General features: G+C 69.1%; 13 protein-coding genes and 5 pseudogenes. 6 read left to right on the top strand and 12 right to left on the bottom strand.

Going from position 1 to position 15,729, the window contains the following annotated elements; all coding sequences use genetic code 11:
- Positions 1–186 precede the first annotated feature (186 nt).
- Positions 187–384, top strand: a pseudogene (locus FAF44_RS46090) (winged helix-turn-helix transcriptional regulator); the annotation flags it as partial.
- A 98-nt stretch (positions 385–482) separates the two neighbouring features.
- Here the strand turns inward: FAF44_RS46090 and FAF44_RS46085 are convergent.
- The 7 genes from FAF44_RS46085 to FAF44_RS46055 all read right to left on the bottom strand — a co-directional run bounded on the left by FAF44_RS46085 (position 483) and on the right by FAF44_RS46055 (position 9,167).
- Entirely contained in the window at positions 483–1,211 is a 729-nt protein-coding gene (locus FAF44_RS46085) for a hypothetical protein (RefSeq protein WP_237109785.1), read from the bottom strand.
- 14 nt (positions 1,212–1,225) lie between these two features.
- Positions 1,226–3,505, bottom strand: coding sequence for a phosphodiester glycosidase family protein (locus tag FAF44_RS46080; RefSeq protein WP_237109784.1), 2,280 nt, complete (start codon positions 3,503–3,505; stop codon positions 1,226–1,228).
- 11 nt (positions 3,506–3,516) lie between these two features.
- Positions 3,517–4,323 (bottom strand): phosphatase, encoded by an 807-nt coding sequence (locus tag FAF44_RS46075; RefSeq protein ID WP_237109783.1) that lies wholly within the window; start codon positions 4,321–4,323, stop codon positions 3,517–3,519.
- Positions 4,324–4,327: 4 nt separating this feature from the next.
- On the bottom strand, positions 4,328–5,467 hold the full coding sequence (locus tag FAF44_RS46070; protein WP_237109782.1) for an ABC transporter ATP-binding protein: 1,140 nt from the start codon (positions 5,465–5,467) through the stop codon (positions 4,328–4,330).
- 20 nt (positions 5,468–5,487) lie between these two features.
- Positions 5,488–7,128 carry an iron ABC transporter permease gene (locus FAF44_RS46065; protein ID WP_237109781.1) on the bottom strand — a complete coding sequence of 547 codons (1,641 nt, stop codon included), beginning with the start codon at positions 7,126–7,128 and terminating at the stop codon, positions 5,488–5,490.
- A gap of 86 nt (positions 7,129–7,214) precedes the next feature.
- The gene (locus FAF44_RS46060; RefSeq protein ID WP_237109780.1) at positions 7,215–8,252 is read right to left on the bottom strand and encodes an extracellular solute-binding protein; all 1,038 of its coding nucleotides are present in this window, start codon (positions 8,250–8,252) and stop codon (positions 7,215–7,217) included.
- Between the two features lie 129 nt (positions 8,253–8,381).
- Positions 8,382–9,167 (bottom strand): GntR family transcriptional regulator, encoded by a 786-nt coding sequence (locus FAF44_RS46055; protein WP_237109779.1) that lies wholly within the window; start codon positions 9,165–9,167, stop codon positions 8,382–8,384.
- A gap of 349 nt (positions 9,168–9,516) precedes the next feature.
- Here FAF44_RS46055 and FAF44_RS46050 point away from each other — a divergent pair, with 349 nt between their 5' ends.
- The 4 genes and pseudogenes from FAF44_RS46050 (at position 9,517) to FAF44_RS46040 (ending at position 11,721) form a co-directional block, all read left to right on the top strand.
- Positions 9,517–10,278: an SGNH/GDSL hydrolase N-terminal domain-containing protein gene (locus tag FAF44_RS46050; RefSeq protein ID WP_237109778.1), complete on the top strand. Its 762-nt coding sequence runs from the start codon at positions 9,517–9,519 to the stop codon at positions 10,276–10,278.
- A complete protein-coding gene (locus FAF44_RS46045; protein WP_308193509.1) occupies positions 10,163–10,678 on the top strand; it encodes an SGNH/GDSL hydrolase family protein in 516 nt (171 codons plus the stop codon). Before FAF44_RS46050 ends, FAF44_RS46045 begins: the two co-directional genes overlap by 116 nt.
- A 236-nt stretch (positions 10,679–10,914) precedes the next feature.
- Positions 10,915–11,073: pseudogene (locus FAF44_RS55405) on the top strand (sigma factor); the annotation flags it as partial.
- Between the two features lie 105 nt (positions 11,074–11,178).
- Complete coding sequence (locus tag FAF44_RS46040) at positions 11,179–11,721, top strand: sigma factor-like helix-turn-helix DNA-binding protein (protein ID WP_272895949.1); 543 nt, start codon at positions 11,179–11,181, stop codon at positions 11,719–11,721.
- On the opposite strand, the gene FAF44_RS46035 is transcribed toward FAF44_RS46040, so the two are convergent.
- The 3 genes and pseudogenes from FAF44_RS46035 to FAF44_RS46030 form a co-directional block, all read right to left on the bottom strand.
- Positions 11,718–11,882, bottom strand: coding sequence for a hypothetical protein (locus tag FAF44_RS46035; protein WP_237109776.1), 165 nt, complete (start codon positions 11,880–11,882; stop codon positions 11,718–11,720). The genes FAF44_RS46040 and FAF44_RS46035 overlap by 4 nt on opposite strands.
- A 78-nt stretch (positions 11,883–11,960) precedes the next feature.
- A pseudogene (locus FAF44_RS56525) lies at positions 11,961–12,227 on the bottom strand (DUF6247 family protein); the annotation flags it as partial.
- A 382-nt stretch (positions 12,228–12,609) separates the two neighbouring features.
- Positions 12,610–13,899: an erythromycin esterase family protein gene (locus FAF44_RS46030; protein ID WP_237109775.1), complete on the bottom strand. Its 1,290-nt coding sequence runs from the start codon at positions 13,897–13,899 to the stop codon at positions 12,610–12,612.
- A 378-nt stretch (positions 13,900–14,277) separates the two neighbouring features.
- Between FAF44_RS46030 and FAF44_RS46025 the strand changes: the two genes are divergently transcribed.
- Positions 14,278–15,204: a hypothetical protein gene (locus FAF44_RS46025; RefSeq protein WP_237109774.1), complete on the top strand. Its 927-nt coding sequence runs from the start codon at positions 14,278–14,280 to the stop codon at positions 15,202–15,204.
- Here the strand turns inward: FAF44_RS46025 and FAF44_RS46020 are convergent.
- A pseudogene (locus tag FAF44_RS46020) lies at positions 15,174–15,524 on the bottom strand (lasso peptide biosynthesis B2 protein); the annotation flags it as partial. The gene FAF44_RS46025 and the pseudogene FAF44_RS46020 overlap by 31 nt on opposite strands.
- Positions 15,525–15,542: 18 nt before the next feature.
- Positions 15,543–15,729, bottom strand: a pseudogene (locus FAF44_RS46015) (DDE-type integrase/transposase/recombinase); the annotation flags it as partial.

The following is a 15,729-nucleotide window of genomic DNA, read 5'->3' as shown; positions in this document are numbered from 1 at the left end:
CTCCTCGACAACCTGCTGCACGGCATCCACACCTGCTGGCACCTCTACCAGCACCACACCGCCCAACGCCCCACCCCCGCAAACGTCGAGAACTCGCGCCAGCAACAACTCCACCAAGCATTCCTCACCGCGACCCGACAAGAAGCAACCGCCCGAAACGAACGACTGCTGTAGTTCAAGGAGTACCGCGCTCTGGTCCCAGGCATCTCGGATCCGCAGTTGACACTGCGACTCAAGCAACTGCAGAGCCGTGGGCTCATTGAACGCACAGTCATCCCCAGCACGCCGGTCCAGATCATGTACGCCCTCACTCCTGACGCTGAAGAGCTGATCTCCGCTCTTCAGCCGTTGTCGCACTGGAGCGAACGAAATCTTCCTACGTGAAGCGAGGCGTGACGCGGAACAGGATGCGCCGGGTGGCGTGCTCAATGACGGCGAACACATAGAGCCGTGCCCCGGCTGGAGATCTACACGGCCCACGATCAGGCCTCGTCCGACGCCCTGCGGCTACTGACGGCAGGGGACACGTTCGGTTGCGACATGAGTCGCACGTTGTGAGTGCGTTGTGAGTGATCCTGAGGAAGGGAGACGGGGCTCAGTACTGACAGCGCCTGCTCCACGAGGCGGACCAGGGCGACCAGGTGGGCGCCGTCGGTGACAGCGGCGATCAGGTCGGCGGCCAGGGTGCTGGCGATGGAGATGCCGGCGCAGGCGAACGGGCCGGCGCCGAAGAGCAGGTAAGGGCCGCGCCGAGTGCCTGTAGCCGAGTTCGCGTGCAGGTTGGACGAAGTGGCCGGGTTGCTGGTCGGTGTAGGCGCGGTCGACAACACCGAAGGCGGCAGGCAGGCCGAGCCCGGCCAGCGGGCGGCCTCCGGATCCGGATCTTGTGCAGTGGATGCGTAGGTGTCCTCGGGCGGAGGCTCGCGGAGGTCGTGAGCTTGCCGCCAGGCGAGCAGCATGAGCTCGTTGGTGACGGCGATCATGCGCGCGACGAGCAGGGTCCGGGCGACTGCGCGAGAGTGCGGCCCGCCATCGCATCGGACCCGCTCCCGCTCGGCCGCTCGGGTCGCTTCTCGGGTGACGGGGTGGTCGGCGGGCTTGCCGTCGGCCTGGCCGGGCGACATGGAGGACGGGGTGCCGATCCGCACCCCGGTAGCGGTCAACCGGGTGGCCGTCTCCGACGTGAGCTCGGCGATCCCGAAGTCCTCCATGGCTGGGCTCAGGGTCAGTTCGCGACCACCGCGGTCAGTTCGTCCAGGATCAGGGTGCCGACGTAGCCGGCGTCCGGGTCGAGTTCGTTGAAGAAGATCCGGCGCAGACTCACCGGATAGGCCATGGTGTCCGGCAGTTCATAGGTGACCTGCTGCCAGCCCGGTTCGGTGATGAACGCGGGCTCGATCGTGTGCAGGGTCCCGTTGCGGTCGACGACCTCCAGGCGCGTCCGGTGCACGTGTCCTTCCGCTTTCACCCAGAGCTTGAACGCCGTCGGTTCGCCGGCCACCGGAAGGAGGTTGGCGGCCGGCCAGATGCCGACGCCGCGCGTCTCGGTGCTCCGGGTGAAGTCGTAGTCCAGCTTCAGCCCGTTGCCGTCGCGGCCGTCCGGGGTGGATGAGACGGTTCCGGTCGCGCGCAGGCTCCAGAAGTCCCAGTTGGACGTGTCATCGAAGGTGTCCACCACGTCCTGAGAGGTCCCGATGACCACGATCAGCTCGGTCGTCACGCCGTCGGCGGACACCGTGACGACGTGCTCGCCGTCGTCGGCACGGGCGGTGACGGTGAACGCTCCGGTGTCGTCCGGGGTCACGTTCAGCGCGGCGTCGTCATAGGTGAGGGTGACGTCGGCGGGATCGATGGGAGCCGCGTACCCGGCGGAGTCGGAGCCGTTGACCTCGAAGGTCCCCGTGGCGCCCCTTTCGAGGAGGTTGAGCCGGCCGGAGCCGGTCTCCAGCCGGGCCAGCTCACCCAGCACGGTCAGCTTGATGTCCCCCGTGACCTTGCCCCGCTTGGCCGTCACGGTCGTCACACCCGGAGACAGCGCGCGGAACACACCGTCGCGCTCCACCCGGCCGATCCGGTTGTCCGCGACACGCCACTGCGGCACGCCGTTGCCGGGCAGATCGGCGGGACCGTACGTCTCGTCGAACGCGTCCGCGCTCAGCGCCCGGGTCAGCCCGGGGAAGACCCGCTCGGTACGCCATGACGCCGCCGGATCCGGACCCGGGAACCGGTCTCGTTCCGTCGCCGTGCGCACCCAGAAGCCCCTGGCCCTGCCGCTGCCCTCGGGAAGGAACATGGCCAGCCCGGTGGGCACCGGACGGGTGCCCGCGGCGTCGGACGGCCGGTTGACGATGTCGGCGTCCTCCTGGCCGGGGTCGCGTGCGACGAGCGTCGTCGAGCCGCCGCCGTCCAGGTTCAGCGCGCTGTGCGCGCCCAGGTCGACCATCATCCGCGCCAGCTCGTTCAGTCCGAGGCCACGGGAGAACTCGGGCTGGCGGCCGTCCACCGCGACCAGCCACATCTTGGTCCCGTCCGCGGAGAAGCCGACGGCGGTGCGTGGCTCCGGCGTGTTGTTGGCCGCCGGGAGTTCGAGCGGCTCGCCGTCCGCGACGAGGAGCTGACGGCCGCTCATGGCCGCCTTGACCTTCATGTCACCCGGAGCGCGTACGTCGTAGTCGACGGAGACCGGGTCGCCGACCCGCAACGAGGACAGCGCCTCCGCACCGGCCTCCCGGCCCACCAGCACGAACGCGTCCTCGGGGAGCGCGCCCGCTCGGGGGACGCCGGCCACCTCGGCCACGACGCCGGCGCGTACCACCACCTCGATGGTCCGCTCGACGCCCTTGACCGGATGACAGCGGCAGTATGTGCCCCATACCGGGGTGAACATGCCGATCTGGCCGTCGAGCAGTTCCGCCTTGTTCAGCGCGTCCAGGGGGACGGTCCGGCCACCGGGCAGCGCGACGCTCCCCTCGAAGACGATCTCACCTATGGCGCCCACCTGGTCCTCGGAGAACATCACCGCGGTCTGGTCCGTCAGCGTCGCCTTCGTGTTGGGCAGGGGCGACTGTAGGAGCTCGCCGTTCTGGATGCTCACACCCCACGGCGCGCCGGATCCGGAGATGTCGAAGTAGTCCGCGTTCACCGCGGCGACGGCGCCCGCCTCCCGCGCCATGTCGAGGAGCGGACGGGTCGCGGCGATCTGGCCGGGAAACAGCCGGTCGATCTGTACGCCGGACGTCAGGTCCACGGACATCTGGTACGTCTGCAGCCAGCCCGGTTCTCCGGTGGCACCGTCCGGCCCGTGCAGTTCGACCGTGCTCAGCTCGACCCCCGGAGCGACCGGCCGGGTCTCGCGGTACGTCTCGGTGCGGCCGGTGGTCTGCGGCGGGTTGAGCGTGGGCGCGACGGCGGGCGCCTCCGTCTGCGCGTACGCCGGGCCCGTCAGGGCAAGGGTGAGAGCCGCCGATAACAGGGCTCTCCATCGCATCGGAACGTGACGAGACATGACCGTCCTCCTCAAACAGCAATGCCGGCTGCGCGCCGGAGCATGAACGCGGTCACCGGGGCGAACACGGCGGGCGTGAAGTTGTCCTCGATGGGCAGTACGGGGTCGTGCCGTCCGCGGGCCTGAGCCAGGAACAGGGCGATGTCGTTGGCGTCGGCTATCGACAGCGTGTTCAGCCCGGCGGCGATCGCCGCGCCGGCCATGCCGTGGTCGGCGATGACGAGATCGATCCGGACGCCGTCATCGGCCGCGGCGGCGATCATGGCTTCCATGTACTCGGGCCGGTGGGTGTGCAGGATCGCCTCGTCGTGGAAGGCGCACCCGACTCCGCCGAAGAACCGGATCCCCGACTCACCGGCGGAGTGGGCGCCGACGGCGAGGTCGAGACGGTGGTCGTCGAGGACGCGGACGATCCGGTTGCCCGCGCTCCGCAGGGCGCGCGCCAACTCGGCGTAGTGTTCCAGCAGCCCGGTCGGGTGCCCGGTCGCCAGCAGCACCGCGGCGCCGCCGTCACGCAGGAAGGGAGCCAGGGCGTCGGCGTGGGCCCGGATGCCGGCCAGCGTGTGCTCCGGCGCGATGTATCCCAGGTCGGGACGGCCGTGCGTGATGCGGTCGCCGATGCCGGCATCGACGGCGGTCACGATCTCGTCGACGGTCGCCGTACGCCAGTCCTGCAGCCCGAAGGTGTTGTCCGGATCGCCTCCGAGCATCTTGAGGGCGTACGCCAGTGACTGCCGGCGGGTGGTCCGGATGTCGCCGGACAGGCTCCGCTCGACGAGCAACTCGCGCAGTTCCGCCTCTCCCTGTGGGATGCGCATGCCGTCAGCTCGCCGCGGTCACGACGGCGCTCTCGGGCCGGGCGGCAGCCGCCGGTGGACGCCACGCCCCCTCGGTCCGGGGGAACGCCCGCGCCGCGCCGTCCCCGATGCTCAGCCGGACGGGCGCTCCGGGAGACCAGCCGCTCTGAGCTGAATGCACGATCATGACCGAGCCGTCGACGTCGACGTAGGTGCGGACGACCGGGCCGAGGAACTGGACGTCGCGGACGACGCCGCGGAGCGCTCGCTCGGCGGGGGCGGACCGGTCCCCGCCCTCCTCGGTGAGGGACACGTCCTCAGGGCGTACCGACACGTCGACGAGCGAGCCGCTTGAGACGGGGACCGTCGCGCTCGCGGGCGTCGCCGGGAGTGCCGCTCCGGCGACGTTGATCTCCCACGACTCGGGCGACTCGCCGACGACCTCCCCCACCAGCCAGTTCGTGATGCCGACGAAGTCGGCGACGTAACCGTTGGACGGGGCCAGATAGATCTCGTGACCGCTGCCGAGCTGTTCGAGTGAGCCGTCCCTCATGACGGCGATCCGGTCGCCGAGAGCCAGCGCCTCCTCCTGGTCGTGGGTGACGTAGACGATCGTCGTCGCGGTGTCGCGCTGGATCTCGCGCAGTTGGGTGCGCAATTGGATGCGGGTCTTCGCGTCGAGGTTGGACAGCGGCTCGTCCATGAGGAGCACTGACGGCCGGATCGCCAGCGACCGGGCGACGGCGACGCGCTGTTGCTGCCCGCCGGACAGCTCGTTCGGTCGCCGGCCGCCCAGGCCCGTGAGGCCGACCAGTTCGAGCGCCTCCTCGGTGCGGCGTGCCCGCTCGTCCCTGGCGAGTTTCTGGGCCTTCAACCCGAACTCGATGTTCTCCGCGACGGTGAGGTGCGGAAAGATCGCGTAGTCCTGGAAAACCATGGACGTCGGCCGGGCGTCCGGGCCGAAGCCGGACACGTCGACGCCGTCGATGAGCACGGTCCCGCTGTCGGGCTGGATGAAACCGGCGATCATCCGCAACGTGGTGCTCTTGCCGCATCCGCTGGAGCCGAGGAGGCAGAGGAACTCGCCGCGGCCGACGACGAGGTTGAGGTCACGGACGGCCGGCACCCCGTCGAACGACTTGCACAACGACTTCAGTTCGATCATGGAATCTCCCTCAGCAGGTGTCACAGGTCGTAGAGCCGCAGCCGGGAGCCGAGGGCGAGCTTCGCGACGGCGAGTCCGGCGAAGCTGACCACCATCAGGCCGGCCGCGACGCCGGTCGCGGCGCCCCACTGGCCGAACTCGGCGAGGTTGACGATGGTGGGGGCGCCGAGGCCGATTCCCGGCGACGTCAGGAAGATCACGGCACTCAGCGTGTTGATCGCGTGGAGGAACCCGAACACGAGCGACGTGGTGAACGCGCCGCCCAGCAGGGGGAACATGATCTGGACGATGACCCGGGCCCGCGAGGCGCCGAGGTCGGTGGCGGCCTCGTCGATCGACGGGCTGATCTGGTTGATCGTGGTCACGGCGGTCCGGTAACCGACCGGGAGGGCCCGGACCACCATGACCAGCACCAGGATCAGCGCGGTGCCGGTCAGAGCGAGGGGCGCCTCGTTGAAGGTGAGCAGCCACGAGATGCCGATCATCGTCCCGGGGATCGCCGACGGCAGCACCGCGAGCCCGTCCATCAGGCCACGGCCGACGACCTTCGTGCGGTGCACGACGTAGGCGGCGACCAGGGTGCTGATCGTCGTGATGATCGCCGCCGTGGCGGCGAGCAGCGCGGAGTTGCGGATGTCGTCCCCGCGTAGGAGGGCCGTGCGCCAGTGGTCCGTCGTGAGGCTCCAGTCCGCGCCCCACGCCTGGGTGAACGAGCCGGCCAGGATGCTCCCGTAGATGAGGATCATCAAGGCGCTGACCATGCCCAGGACGGCGAGGAGTCCGCGTCGCACCATCGGGGGCAGCGGTGCGGGAGGCAGGGTCCCGGTCTTCCCGGACACGGTCACCGCGGAGCGCCGCGCCAGGACTCGGCGCTGGATCAGGAAGAGGACCAGCGTCGGCACGAACAGCAGCACGCACAGCACCGCCGCCATCCCGAAGTCCTGCCTGCCCACGGCCTGCACGTACGCCTCGACCGACAGAACCTGGTACCCGGCGCCGATGAGGACGGGGTTGCCGAAGTCGGTGATGACGAACATGCCGACGAGGAGCAGCGCGTTGAGGATCGTGGGGAACGCCAGCGGCAGCGTGACCCGGCGGAAGGTCTGGAACCACGTCCAGCCGAGGTCCCGGCTGGCCCACTCCAGGGTGGAGCCGATGTTCTTCAGCGTCGGCAGCAGGGTCAGTGTGGCCATGGGGAAGAAGGAGAGCGTCTGGACGAGCCAGAGACCGCCGAACCCCAGGAGACTGACGTCCAGTCCCAGCATTTCGTGCGTGATCAGGCCCCGTCGCCCGAACAGCAGCAACACCGCGAGACCGACGACGAACGGCGGCGAGACCAGCGGGAGGAGGGCCAGCACCCGCAGCACGGTACGGCCCCCGAGGTCGGGCCGGCTGAGGGCGTAGGCGAACAGGAAGCCGATGACGGTGGCGCTCAGCGTCGACGCCACGCCGATGACGACGGTGTTCTTCGCCGCCTGCGCCACGCGTGGCTCGGCGAGCCTGCGCCAGGTCTCGCCGTCGGGCTCGAACAACATGGCGACCGTCGGCACCAGGACGAGGAGGACGAGCAGGCCGCCGACGTAGACCGCGAGGGTGCCGACCGTGATCCGGTCGGCCAGGAGACGCCTGCGGCTGCGCCGCTGCCAGTCCGGTCGGGTCACGTGCCCGGGGTCCGTCTCGTGCTCGGTCCGCGGGCGCGGTTCCGGAACGACGGAGCCGGTCCGAGGGGTCGTCGAGGGCACGGCGATCAGACCCCGTACCGCTCGGCGAACTTCTTCGACACCGCGTCGCGCATCTCGCCGGCGCGCACCGGATCGTAGTCGACGAGGTCGAGCTCGGTGAGACCTTGTGCGCCGTCGGGGAGGTCGACGTCGTCGCGCACGGGATACGAGTGGACCAGGTCGACGATCATCTGGGACGCCTTGCGGCCCTGGAGCCACTGGATGAACTTCTCGGCTCCCTGGGGATTCGGCGACCCCTGGACGAGCGCGTTGCCGGAGATGACGACGCCGGTGGGCTTGGGGTAGACGAGTTCGATGGGGAACCCGGCCCCGCGCACGTTGAGCAGGTCATGGGCGAAGGACACGCCGGCCGCGTACTCGCCGGTGGCGACCAGTTGGGACGGCGCTCCCCCGCTGTCGGTGTACTGGCCGACCAGTTTGTGGAACGAGTCGAGGAATTTCCACGTGGCCGCGTCGTCGCCGTGGCGGAAGAACTGCGTCGCCACGAACGTGTATCCGGTCCCGGACAGCGTCGGGTTCGGCATGACGAGCTGGCCCTCCAGGTCCGGGCGAAGCAGTTCGTCCCACGTCTTCGGGAGCGGGGCCCCGCCGGTCTCCTCCTTCCACCGGTCGGCGTTGACGCCGACGGTCATCAGGATCAGTTCGTTGGCGTGCCAGTAGCCGGCCGGATCGACGAACCGCTGGTCGACGCCCGCGACAGTGGGCTTGGAGGACCGGATCAGCTTCTCCTTGGCCAGCGGGCCGGCATCCCCGCTGGCCAGGCCGATCACGTCGGCCGCCGGACGGCCGGCCTCGGCCTTCAGCCTCGCCAGGAGTTCGCCGGCGCTCTGCCGCAGCACCTCGACCTCGATCCCCGATTCGGCCTCGTACGCCTCGGCCAGCCGTCGAGCGGGTTCCTCGGGCATCGGGGTGTACCACGTCACCGAGCCACCGGACGCGGACGCGGTGTCATCGTCGCCGCCGGATCCGCAGGCCGCCGACCCGAGCATGAGGAGTGCGAGAGAGAGCGCGCCTGCGGCGACGCGTAACAGGGGTGTGTGCATGAGTGACCGCCTTCGGATCGATACGCCCGCAGAGAGGAGCGCAAGGTCACGATGCACGAAATGGTGATATCCGATGCCCTAGATGTCAATACCTCTTGTACACCAATTGCAGGCGCCGGAGGGCGGTCGTCATCCCAGGGGCGTCGCGGTGTGCGTCACCCCGCGGGGATGCCCGAGGTCCTCTTCCGGGGAGTCCGTCAGGTCCAGCTCCGATGTGATCATGTACCGGTCGCCCCTGAACAACGTCCGGGTGAACTCGATGGGAACACCGTCCGACGTGCGGGTCGCGGTCCGGAACAGGAACGCGGGAGAGTAGGGCGGCGCATCGAGCACCGCGGATTCCTCCGGGCTGAGCACCGTCGGTTCGATGGTCTGCGTCCCCGAGGCCACCTTCAGCCCGTACTGATCAGAGAGCATCTGGTAGAGGGACTTCTCCTCCAGTTCTTCGGCGGGCAGGCCGGGGACCAGGGCGTCCGGCAACGTCGTGGTGGCGATCGCGATCGGATCGCCGTCGGCCAGCCGCAGCCGCCGTACGGTCACGATCGCGTCGGAGGGCGCGATCTGGAGCCGCCAGCTCAGGCGGACGCCCGCATCCGAGCGCTCCACCCCGACGACGCGGGTCGACGGCGTGATCCCCCGCCGGCGCAGACCCATCGAGAACGACGACGACGCCGGCGACTGCATGATCGTGGGCCGCGCGACGTAGGTCCCGCTGCCCTGCCTGCGGATGAGGTGACCATCCCTGACCAGGTCGTCGACGGCGCGCCGCACCGTGAGCCTGGAGACCCCGCAGTCCTCTTCCAGCACCCGCTCCGGCGGGATCGGATCACCCACGTTGAGGTCCTCGAGCAGGCTCATGATCCGCTCGCGGACCATGTTGTGCTTGCGTCCGCGACGAGCGTCTGCGTCGCTCACGTCCACCCCTCCAACCCTTCACGGCGGCACCCGCGCTTCACCCGCATTTTACGCCATGGCCACGAATTGGTATTGACGACTTGTATACCAGCTCATAAGCTCACCGAGGAATCATGATCTCCCGGTGAACCATGGCGGAGCGCCGACGCGCCGCCCACTCCTCCGTCCCGCAGCGGGCCGCGACCGTCAGGCCGGGTCTGATCATCGTCGCATCAGGGCCGACGCATGACCACCCTGCCTCAAGCGGCGCCTTCCCCCTTCGCCCTTCCCCCTTCGGCCTGAGCCCTGAGTCCCGAGCCCCGAGCCCCGAGAAACATTGATCGACAAGGGAGCACCAGTGGGAAGCCAAATGGTCAATCGCCGTCACCTCTTCGGACTCGCCGGCGCCGGCGGAGCCGCCCTGGCATTACCCGGCCTGTTACCCGCGCCGGCCCACGCCACCCCGCAACCGGCCGCGACGTGGCCCACGGAGTTCGTCGAGGTGACGCCCACCGTCGAGGGTGGCATCGCCTGGTACGACGTGTCCCACTGGGGTGTCGAGGGCAAGGGCTGGTCCGACACCGCAGCCTTCTACGACCGGCTGCCGGCCAGGGCCGAAGCCGTCGTGAGCAAGGAGGTGTGGGTGCGCAGCCGGCACTCCGCCGGGCTCTCGACCCGGTTCGTGTCCAACTCGACGATCTTCCGAGCCCGCTACCGGCTCAACCTGGCCACCACCGCGATGTACCACATGCCGGCCATCGGCCACAGCGGCGTGGACCTGTACGCGCGCACCGAAGCCGGACAGGATGCCTGGCTGGCCAACACGCATCCGACGGCGCAGGCCATCGACCAGCAGATGGGCATCGCGGTCGACCCCGGAGAACGTCTCTACACCGCCTACCTACCGCTGTACAACGGCCCGCAGCAGCTCCAGATCGGCGTCGAGGCCGGGTGCTGCGTTCGTCGGGGTCGCACCGCGCACCGCCGCGCCCGCCGTCTTCTACGGCAGTTCGATCATGCAGGGCGGCGTGGCGTCCCGGCCCGGCATGTCCATCACGGCGCTCTTGGGCCGCCGCTTCGACATGCCCACCATCAACCTGGGATTCTCCGGCAACGCGCTGATGCATCCTGAGATCGCCGAGCTGATGACCGAGCTTGAGGCGTCGGTCTACGTGGTCGACAGCTCCCCCAACATGAATCCGCAGCAGATCTCCGAACGTGCCGAACCCTTCGTCCGCATCCTGCGCGAGGCGCGCCCGGACACCGCCATCCTGCTCGTCGAGGACCGCCGCTACGGGGACGGGCAGTTCGTGCAGTTCCGCCGGGACCGCAACGCCCAGAACGCGGCCGCCCTCCACGCGGCGTACATGAACCTGCGCACCTCCGGCGTCAAGCACCTCTCGTACCTCAAGGCCGACAGACTCCCGCAGGCGGAGGAACTGGTCGACGGATCGCACCCGAGCGACTTGGGCATGGTCACGTACGCCAACGCGTACGAGAAGGTCCTGCGGCCGATCCTGAACAACAGGTGAGCCGGACTCGCTGACCGGCCCTGACTGTTCGAGAGCCGGTCTGTTGCCGGTCCGAAAATCACGGAAGGTCCCTACCACGGCCCTGCCGGCAACGGGGTGTGACATCGCGCCGGGAACGCGATGTCATATCGGTGGCATCTTCTCCTTCTCATGAGGTGATGAGGAAAGGAGAACGACCGTGACGGAGAAGATCGTGGCGGCCGGCGGCGACCGATGACCCCTTCCACACCTACCGCAACCTGCTGTTCAGCCTCGCCCACGGCATCCTGGGCAGCGTCGGCGCCGCCGAGGACGTCGTCCGGGAGACCTGGCTGCGCCGGCACGGCGTGGATCGCGACCGGGTGGAGAACCCTCGTGCCTACCTCGTCCGCATCGTCACCCGGCTGGCGCTGAACGAGCGCAACCGCCTCCACCATGAATACATCGGCCCCCGGCTGCCCGAGCTCGCCCCGGACCCGGCCGAGGACGTGGCCCGCGCACAGGACCTCACCTACAGGCTGATGGTGGTGCTGGAGACTCTCTCCCCGCTGGCACGAGCGGCGTTCATCCTGTACGAGACGTTCGGCTCCCAGCACAGCGAGATCGCCCGCACCCTCGGCCGCTCCCCCGCAGCCGTGCGCCGGCTCATCCACCGCGCCCGCGGACACGTCCAGGCCCGCCGGCCGAGGTTCAGCGAAGAGCGGGCCACCGCCCAGGCCGTCGCCGAACGTTTCCTCGACGCCGCGCTCGGCGGGAGCATCGTCGGTCTGATGGAGGTGCTGGCCCCCGACGTGACACTGCGGACCGACGGCGGCGGGCCGTGCCAAGGCCGCTCTGCGCCCCATCACCGGCAGCGAGCGGGTGAGCAGGGTGCTGGCGCGGGTCACGCCGGTCGACACCGAGGTGACGGTGCGCTGGTCCGGTCAGGACGGCCCGCCCACCGCGGCCATCTTCGCCGACGGCCGGCCGTACGCGGTGCTGGTGGCGGTCATCGACGCGGACGGGAAGCACATCAGCGAGGTCTACGGCGTGCTGAACCCCGACAAGCTGGCTCGTCTAGCTAGCCAGCCCAGGTCACATCGAAGATCCGCAATGCGTGCGCGGATTCGTCAACAAAGAACGACACCAAGCCACGTCCGCCAAAGACAGCGCGGCGAAACCGATCGTCCTCGCCGATCATCCGGGCGTCCCAGGGTTCTGCAAGCAGATCGGCGGTCCTGGCCACCAGAGCATCCAGCGCCTCGCCGGGAAGATCTCCGCATCTGGGCCAGAGCGGCGGTGTGGAACTCGACCCGAAGGTCACTCACCGCGATGCCGGCCAGCCAGGCACCCGGCGAGCGGCCTCGGCTTCCGACAGGAAGCCCTCGCCGGTCACAGCTGATCGAGCGCGGTCGGCAAAGTCCGGCTGCGAGGCCGCCAGGGCGTAGAGGTCCCACTCCGCCACAAAGGCGCGTAGCTTGCGGTAGCCCCACGGCTCGTGGGCCACATCGACGGCCTGGCGATATTCCGCCAGGAACCTCTGGCGTTCCTGCTCGGGCAGCCGAGCCAGGATGTCCTCCGGGTCCGGTTCGGCGGAGTGCGCAGGCTGGGCTGTCGTGGGAGCATCCTAACGTCCTGTACCCGGCACGGCGGCTGGCCGAGTGGGCCGTGCTCTCCACCCACATCCGGATTCGTGCTGAAGCCGTGCTCGTCCAGCGCGTGGGTGAATGGCCTGCGCACCGGGTGTGGCCTCCGTTACGGTGCTTGAGGTGGGCCGCCACCCGCACGGGCAGGCGCGTGATCTGACCGGCGCTGCCGGACCTGGTGGTGTGCCGCGTCTGGCTCGGTTACAACGTTGACCAGCTTGTGCGGCTCATCCAGCTACCCGGAGGCTCAGAAGTTGATCGCCGCCCCGAAGAAGCTCGCCAGCCCCACTGCCTCAGCCCTGGCGCGCGGAAGTTGCGCGCACGGCCTCAATTCTCGGCGCGTTCCACCACGTAATCGGTGCCGGTGGTCCGCGACACGTGCGCGACGGCGTCGAACGCCTCGAACACCGGCATGTCCAGGAAATAGTCGGCCATGCGCGAGTGCTGGAAGGACGCCGCGTCGTTGATGTGCGGACGGGCCGCGCGCAGGTCGGCGAGCGTCCAGAGCCTGTCGGTGGGAAACGCTGCCTCGATGCTGCCCTCGGCGAGCGGTGGAAGCAGCGCGTCGTACCAGGTGCCGTGGGGCCGCTCCGGGGTCGGTTCCCCCAGCGTGGTGGTGCGGCCCAGGCTGGAGGTGACGCCGATGGCCCGGTAGTCGTCTCCCAGAGCGGCAGCGAGGTGGGCGCCAGCCGGCAGGAGCGGATTCCCCTGGCTGTCGGCCGCCGGTGTGCGCTGGATGTGCCAGTTGTGCGCCGCCAGTACCACGCGCTTGCCGTCCTCCACCAGGCGTAGCACGGACTCGGCCATGTAGACATCACGAAACGTCGAGGCGGATTCGAAGCCCTCCTGGACGTTGGCACGATGGAGCTGGTCGAGGTACCAGGCGCCGCGCAGGTGCCACATAGCCGTGTCGTGCTCGGCCCCGTGACCATGGGCGCGTTGGACCAGAGCCAGGCGCTGCAGATGCCCCATCAGCCGGCTCAGGGCGCTGGTGAGCAGGTCCTGCTCGCCAGGGTCGAGACGCTGGTAGCGGCCGAGTGCCGTGAAGGTCACCGGGTCGTCGAAGCGCCGAGCCACGCTGTGCGCCTGTTCCAGCAGCGGAAGCGCCTGCGGGGCGGCCCAGCGCACGTAGTCGGCCACCTCCTCCAGCGCGGGCAGCGGCGATGCCGCCGCCCCGGGCAGGTCAGTGCCCAGGCACCGCAGCGGCGGCTCTGCTGTGGTGCAGTTCCGCTCTCTCAGCCAGGTCAGCGCCTCGTGCATTTCCTGGCATTGGCCGAGTGACAGGGCGATACCGTCCGCTGCGACCTGCTCCACGGTGCCGGGGCCGCCGCGGACCCAGCCGTCCAGGACCTGGCCCTGGGTGAACGGGGCCTCCAAGGCGTACACCGCGAAACCGCACCGTTCGACCAGGAACCGCAGCATGCGGTGGCGTACCTGGTAGAACTCTCGGATGTGGTGGGAACTCTCACCCAGCGCCACCACCCGCGCCCCGCCGACGACGTCGCGCAGCGGTTGGAGGTCGTCCACAGAGGGCTGGAAATCCAGGGTTTCCAGGGCCAGGGCACGATCGCCGACCCAGTCGGCGAAACTCGTCTGACGGCTCATTTTCACGTTCATGCCCGACAGCGTTTCGTGGTCGGCCTGCCCTGGTCATCCTGCCTGAGAAGGGACTCGAGGGTACGACTGGAGGAGCAGCGGCGTTCCTGATGACGACATTGGAAGTATCCAGGTGGCCCGTATCCCTTGCCGGAACGCGAATCCGACGGAGTCAAGATCAACGGTTCGGGAACAGGCACTCAACTTGTCGTTTAAGTTCCGATCTTCGCTTTCGCGATGCAAGGTGGACTTTCCGGGCGGGAAGTAGCCGAACGAGCAGGTCGCGCCGTGGTCTGGCCACGGTTCGGGGTTGACATCTCACCCGGAACTGATCAACCTGTGAGGTATGTATCCCGGTAACCGGTTACAGAAACGTTTTCACCTCCTGAGGAGGCGCATGTGAAATGGTTACGCACCCTGCTCTGCGCGGCCCTGACCACCACCGCCGTTCTGAGCTTCAAGGTCGACGCGATGGTGAACCGGACGGTCACCAAGACCACCGCAACCACCTCAGGCGAGACCCAGGCCATCACCTGGAACTTCACCCAGCCCGGTTACTACGGCCTCTACCAGGGCACCCGCAAAGTGACCGGCGAGTACGGCAGCATCAACTGCGACAACGTCGGCGACACCCTGCGGTGGGTCGAGCGGCCCGGCGGCACCTACACGACCTTCACCGCGGTCGAGGAGGGCGTGGTCACGTGCGCGGACGTGGTGCCCGCCAACAGCCTCATGAAGAAGGCCCAGCAAAAGCTCGAATGCGAGGGCGCCGCCCCGGCCGCCGAAGAACCCGAACCCGCTCCCGCGGTCAGCACGCCCAAGCGGGGGATCGTCGCGCCGAGCGCCGTGCCCCCGGGCTTCACGTGCCGGCCGGGCTACTACCGAATCGGGACGACGGACGGGATGTTGTTCTGGTGGCAGGTCGACGCGAGCAAAAACTTCCAGCTGCGCCCGTGGTGGGAACCAGGTGACCGCGGTTCCGTGCTCCCCATGTGGTCCGTCTGCACGGGGCCGCAGACCAACGGCATGACCGAGCACGTCTTCATCAACCGGGAGGACGACAGGTGCCTGTCCGTCCAACCGGCCGAGCAGGGCAACGACGGCGGGCAGCTCACGGAGGACACCTGCCGCACCATCGAGGACCTGCAACGCTTCTACCTCTATCGAGACGTCGCCGGGTCCAACAAGGTCGGGATCCAGAACAAGCAGACCGGATTCATGATCGGCCAGGCCCGCATCGCGGACAACGAGCCCATGCGGCACTACAGCATGGGCTCACCTGACGCCAAGGGCACCTACGTGCTGGAGCCCGTACCCGCCTGGTAAGCCGACGCCGCGCGCGACGCGCTCCCGACGCGACGCGCACGGAAATCAGAACCCCGGGCCAGCCGATAGTACGCCTGGTTCCAGCGCACCTCCTTGGCGACGGGCCGTCCATCGGCCTCGACCCAGGCGTGGAAGCGGTAGGGATCGGTGCGCACGCCCAGGCACCAGGTGAGGCGCCGGCGCGCCAGCGCGGCCACGAACACCGCCGCGAGCGACTGCTCCAGGCAGGCGGCTCGCCACGGGCACAGCCGGGCGGCGCGATCCACCGCCGCGACGACGGCCAGGCCGCGCCGGCGGGAGGCCCCGGCGCGGCACCAGCGCCGCGCGTGCGCCAGCCGCACGCCGAGCCGGCGGCAGGCCCGCGCGAACTCCCGAGAGCAGTACTGCGCCCCGTTGTCGCTGTGAAAGATGGCGCCGTCCAGGCGACCGCCCCGGGTGTGCGCCGCTGCCTGCAGCGCGTCGACGACGAGTTCGGTGCGCATGTGATCGGCGATCGACCAGCCGACCAGCCGACGCGAATACAGA

Source organism: Nonomuraea sp. MG754425, from assembly GCF_021699195.1.
In the GTDB taxonomy this organism is placed as follows: Bacteria; Actinomycetota; Actinomycetes; order Streptosporangiales; family Streptosporangiaceae; genus Nonomuraea.
The sequence above is the reverse complement of the archived record's forward strand: the minus strand, read 5'-3'. Positions and strand labels throughout refer to the sequence as shown.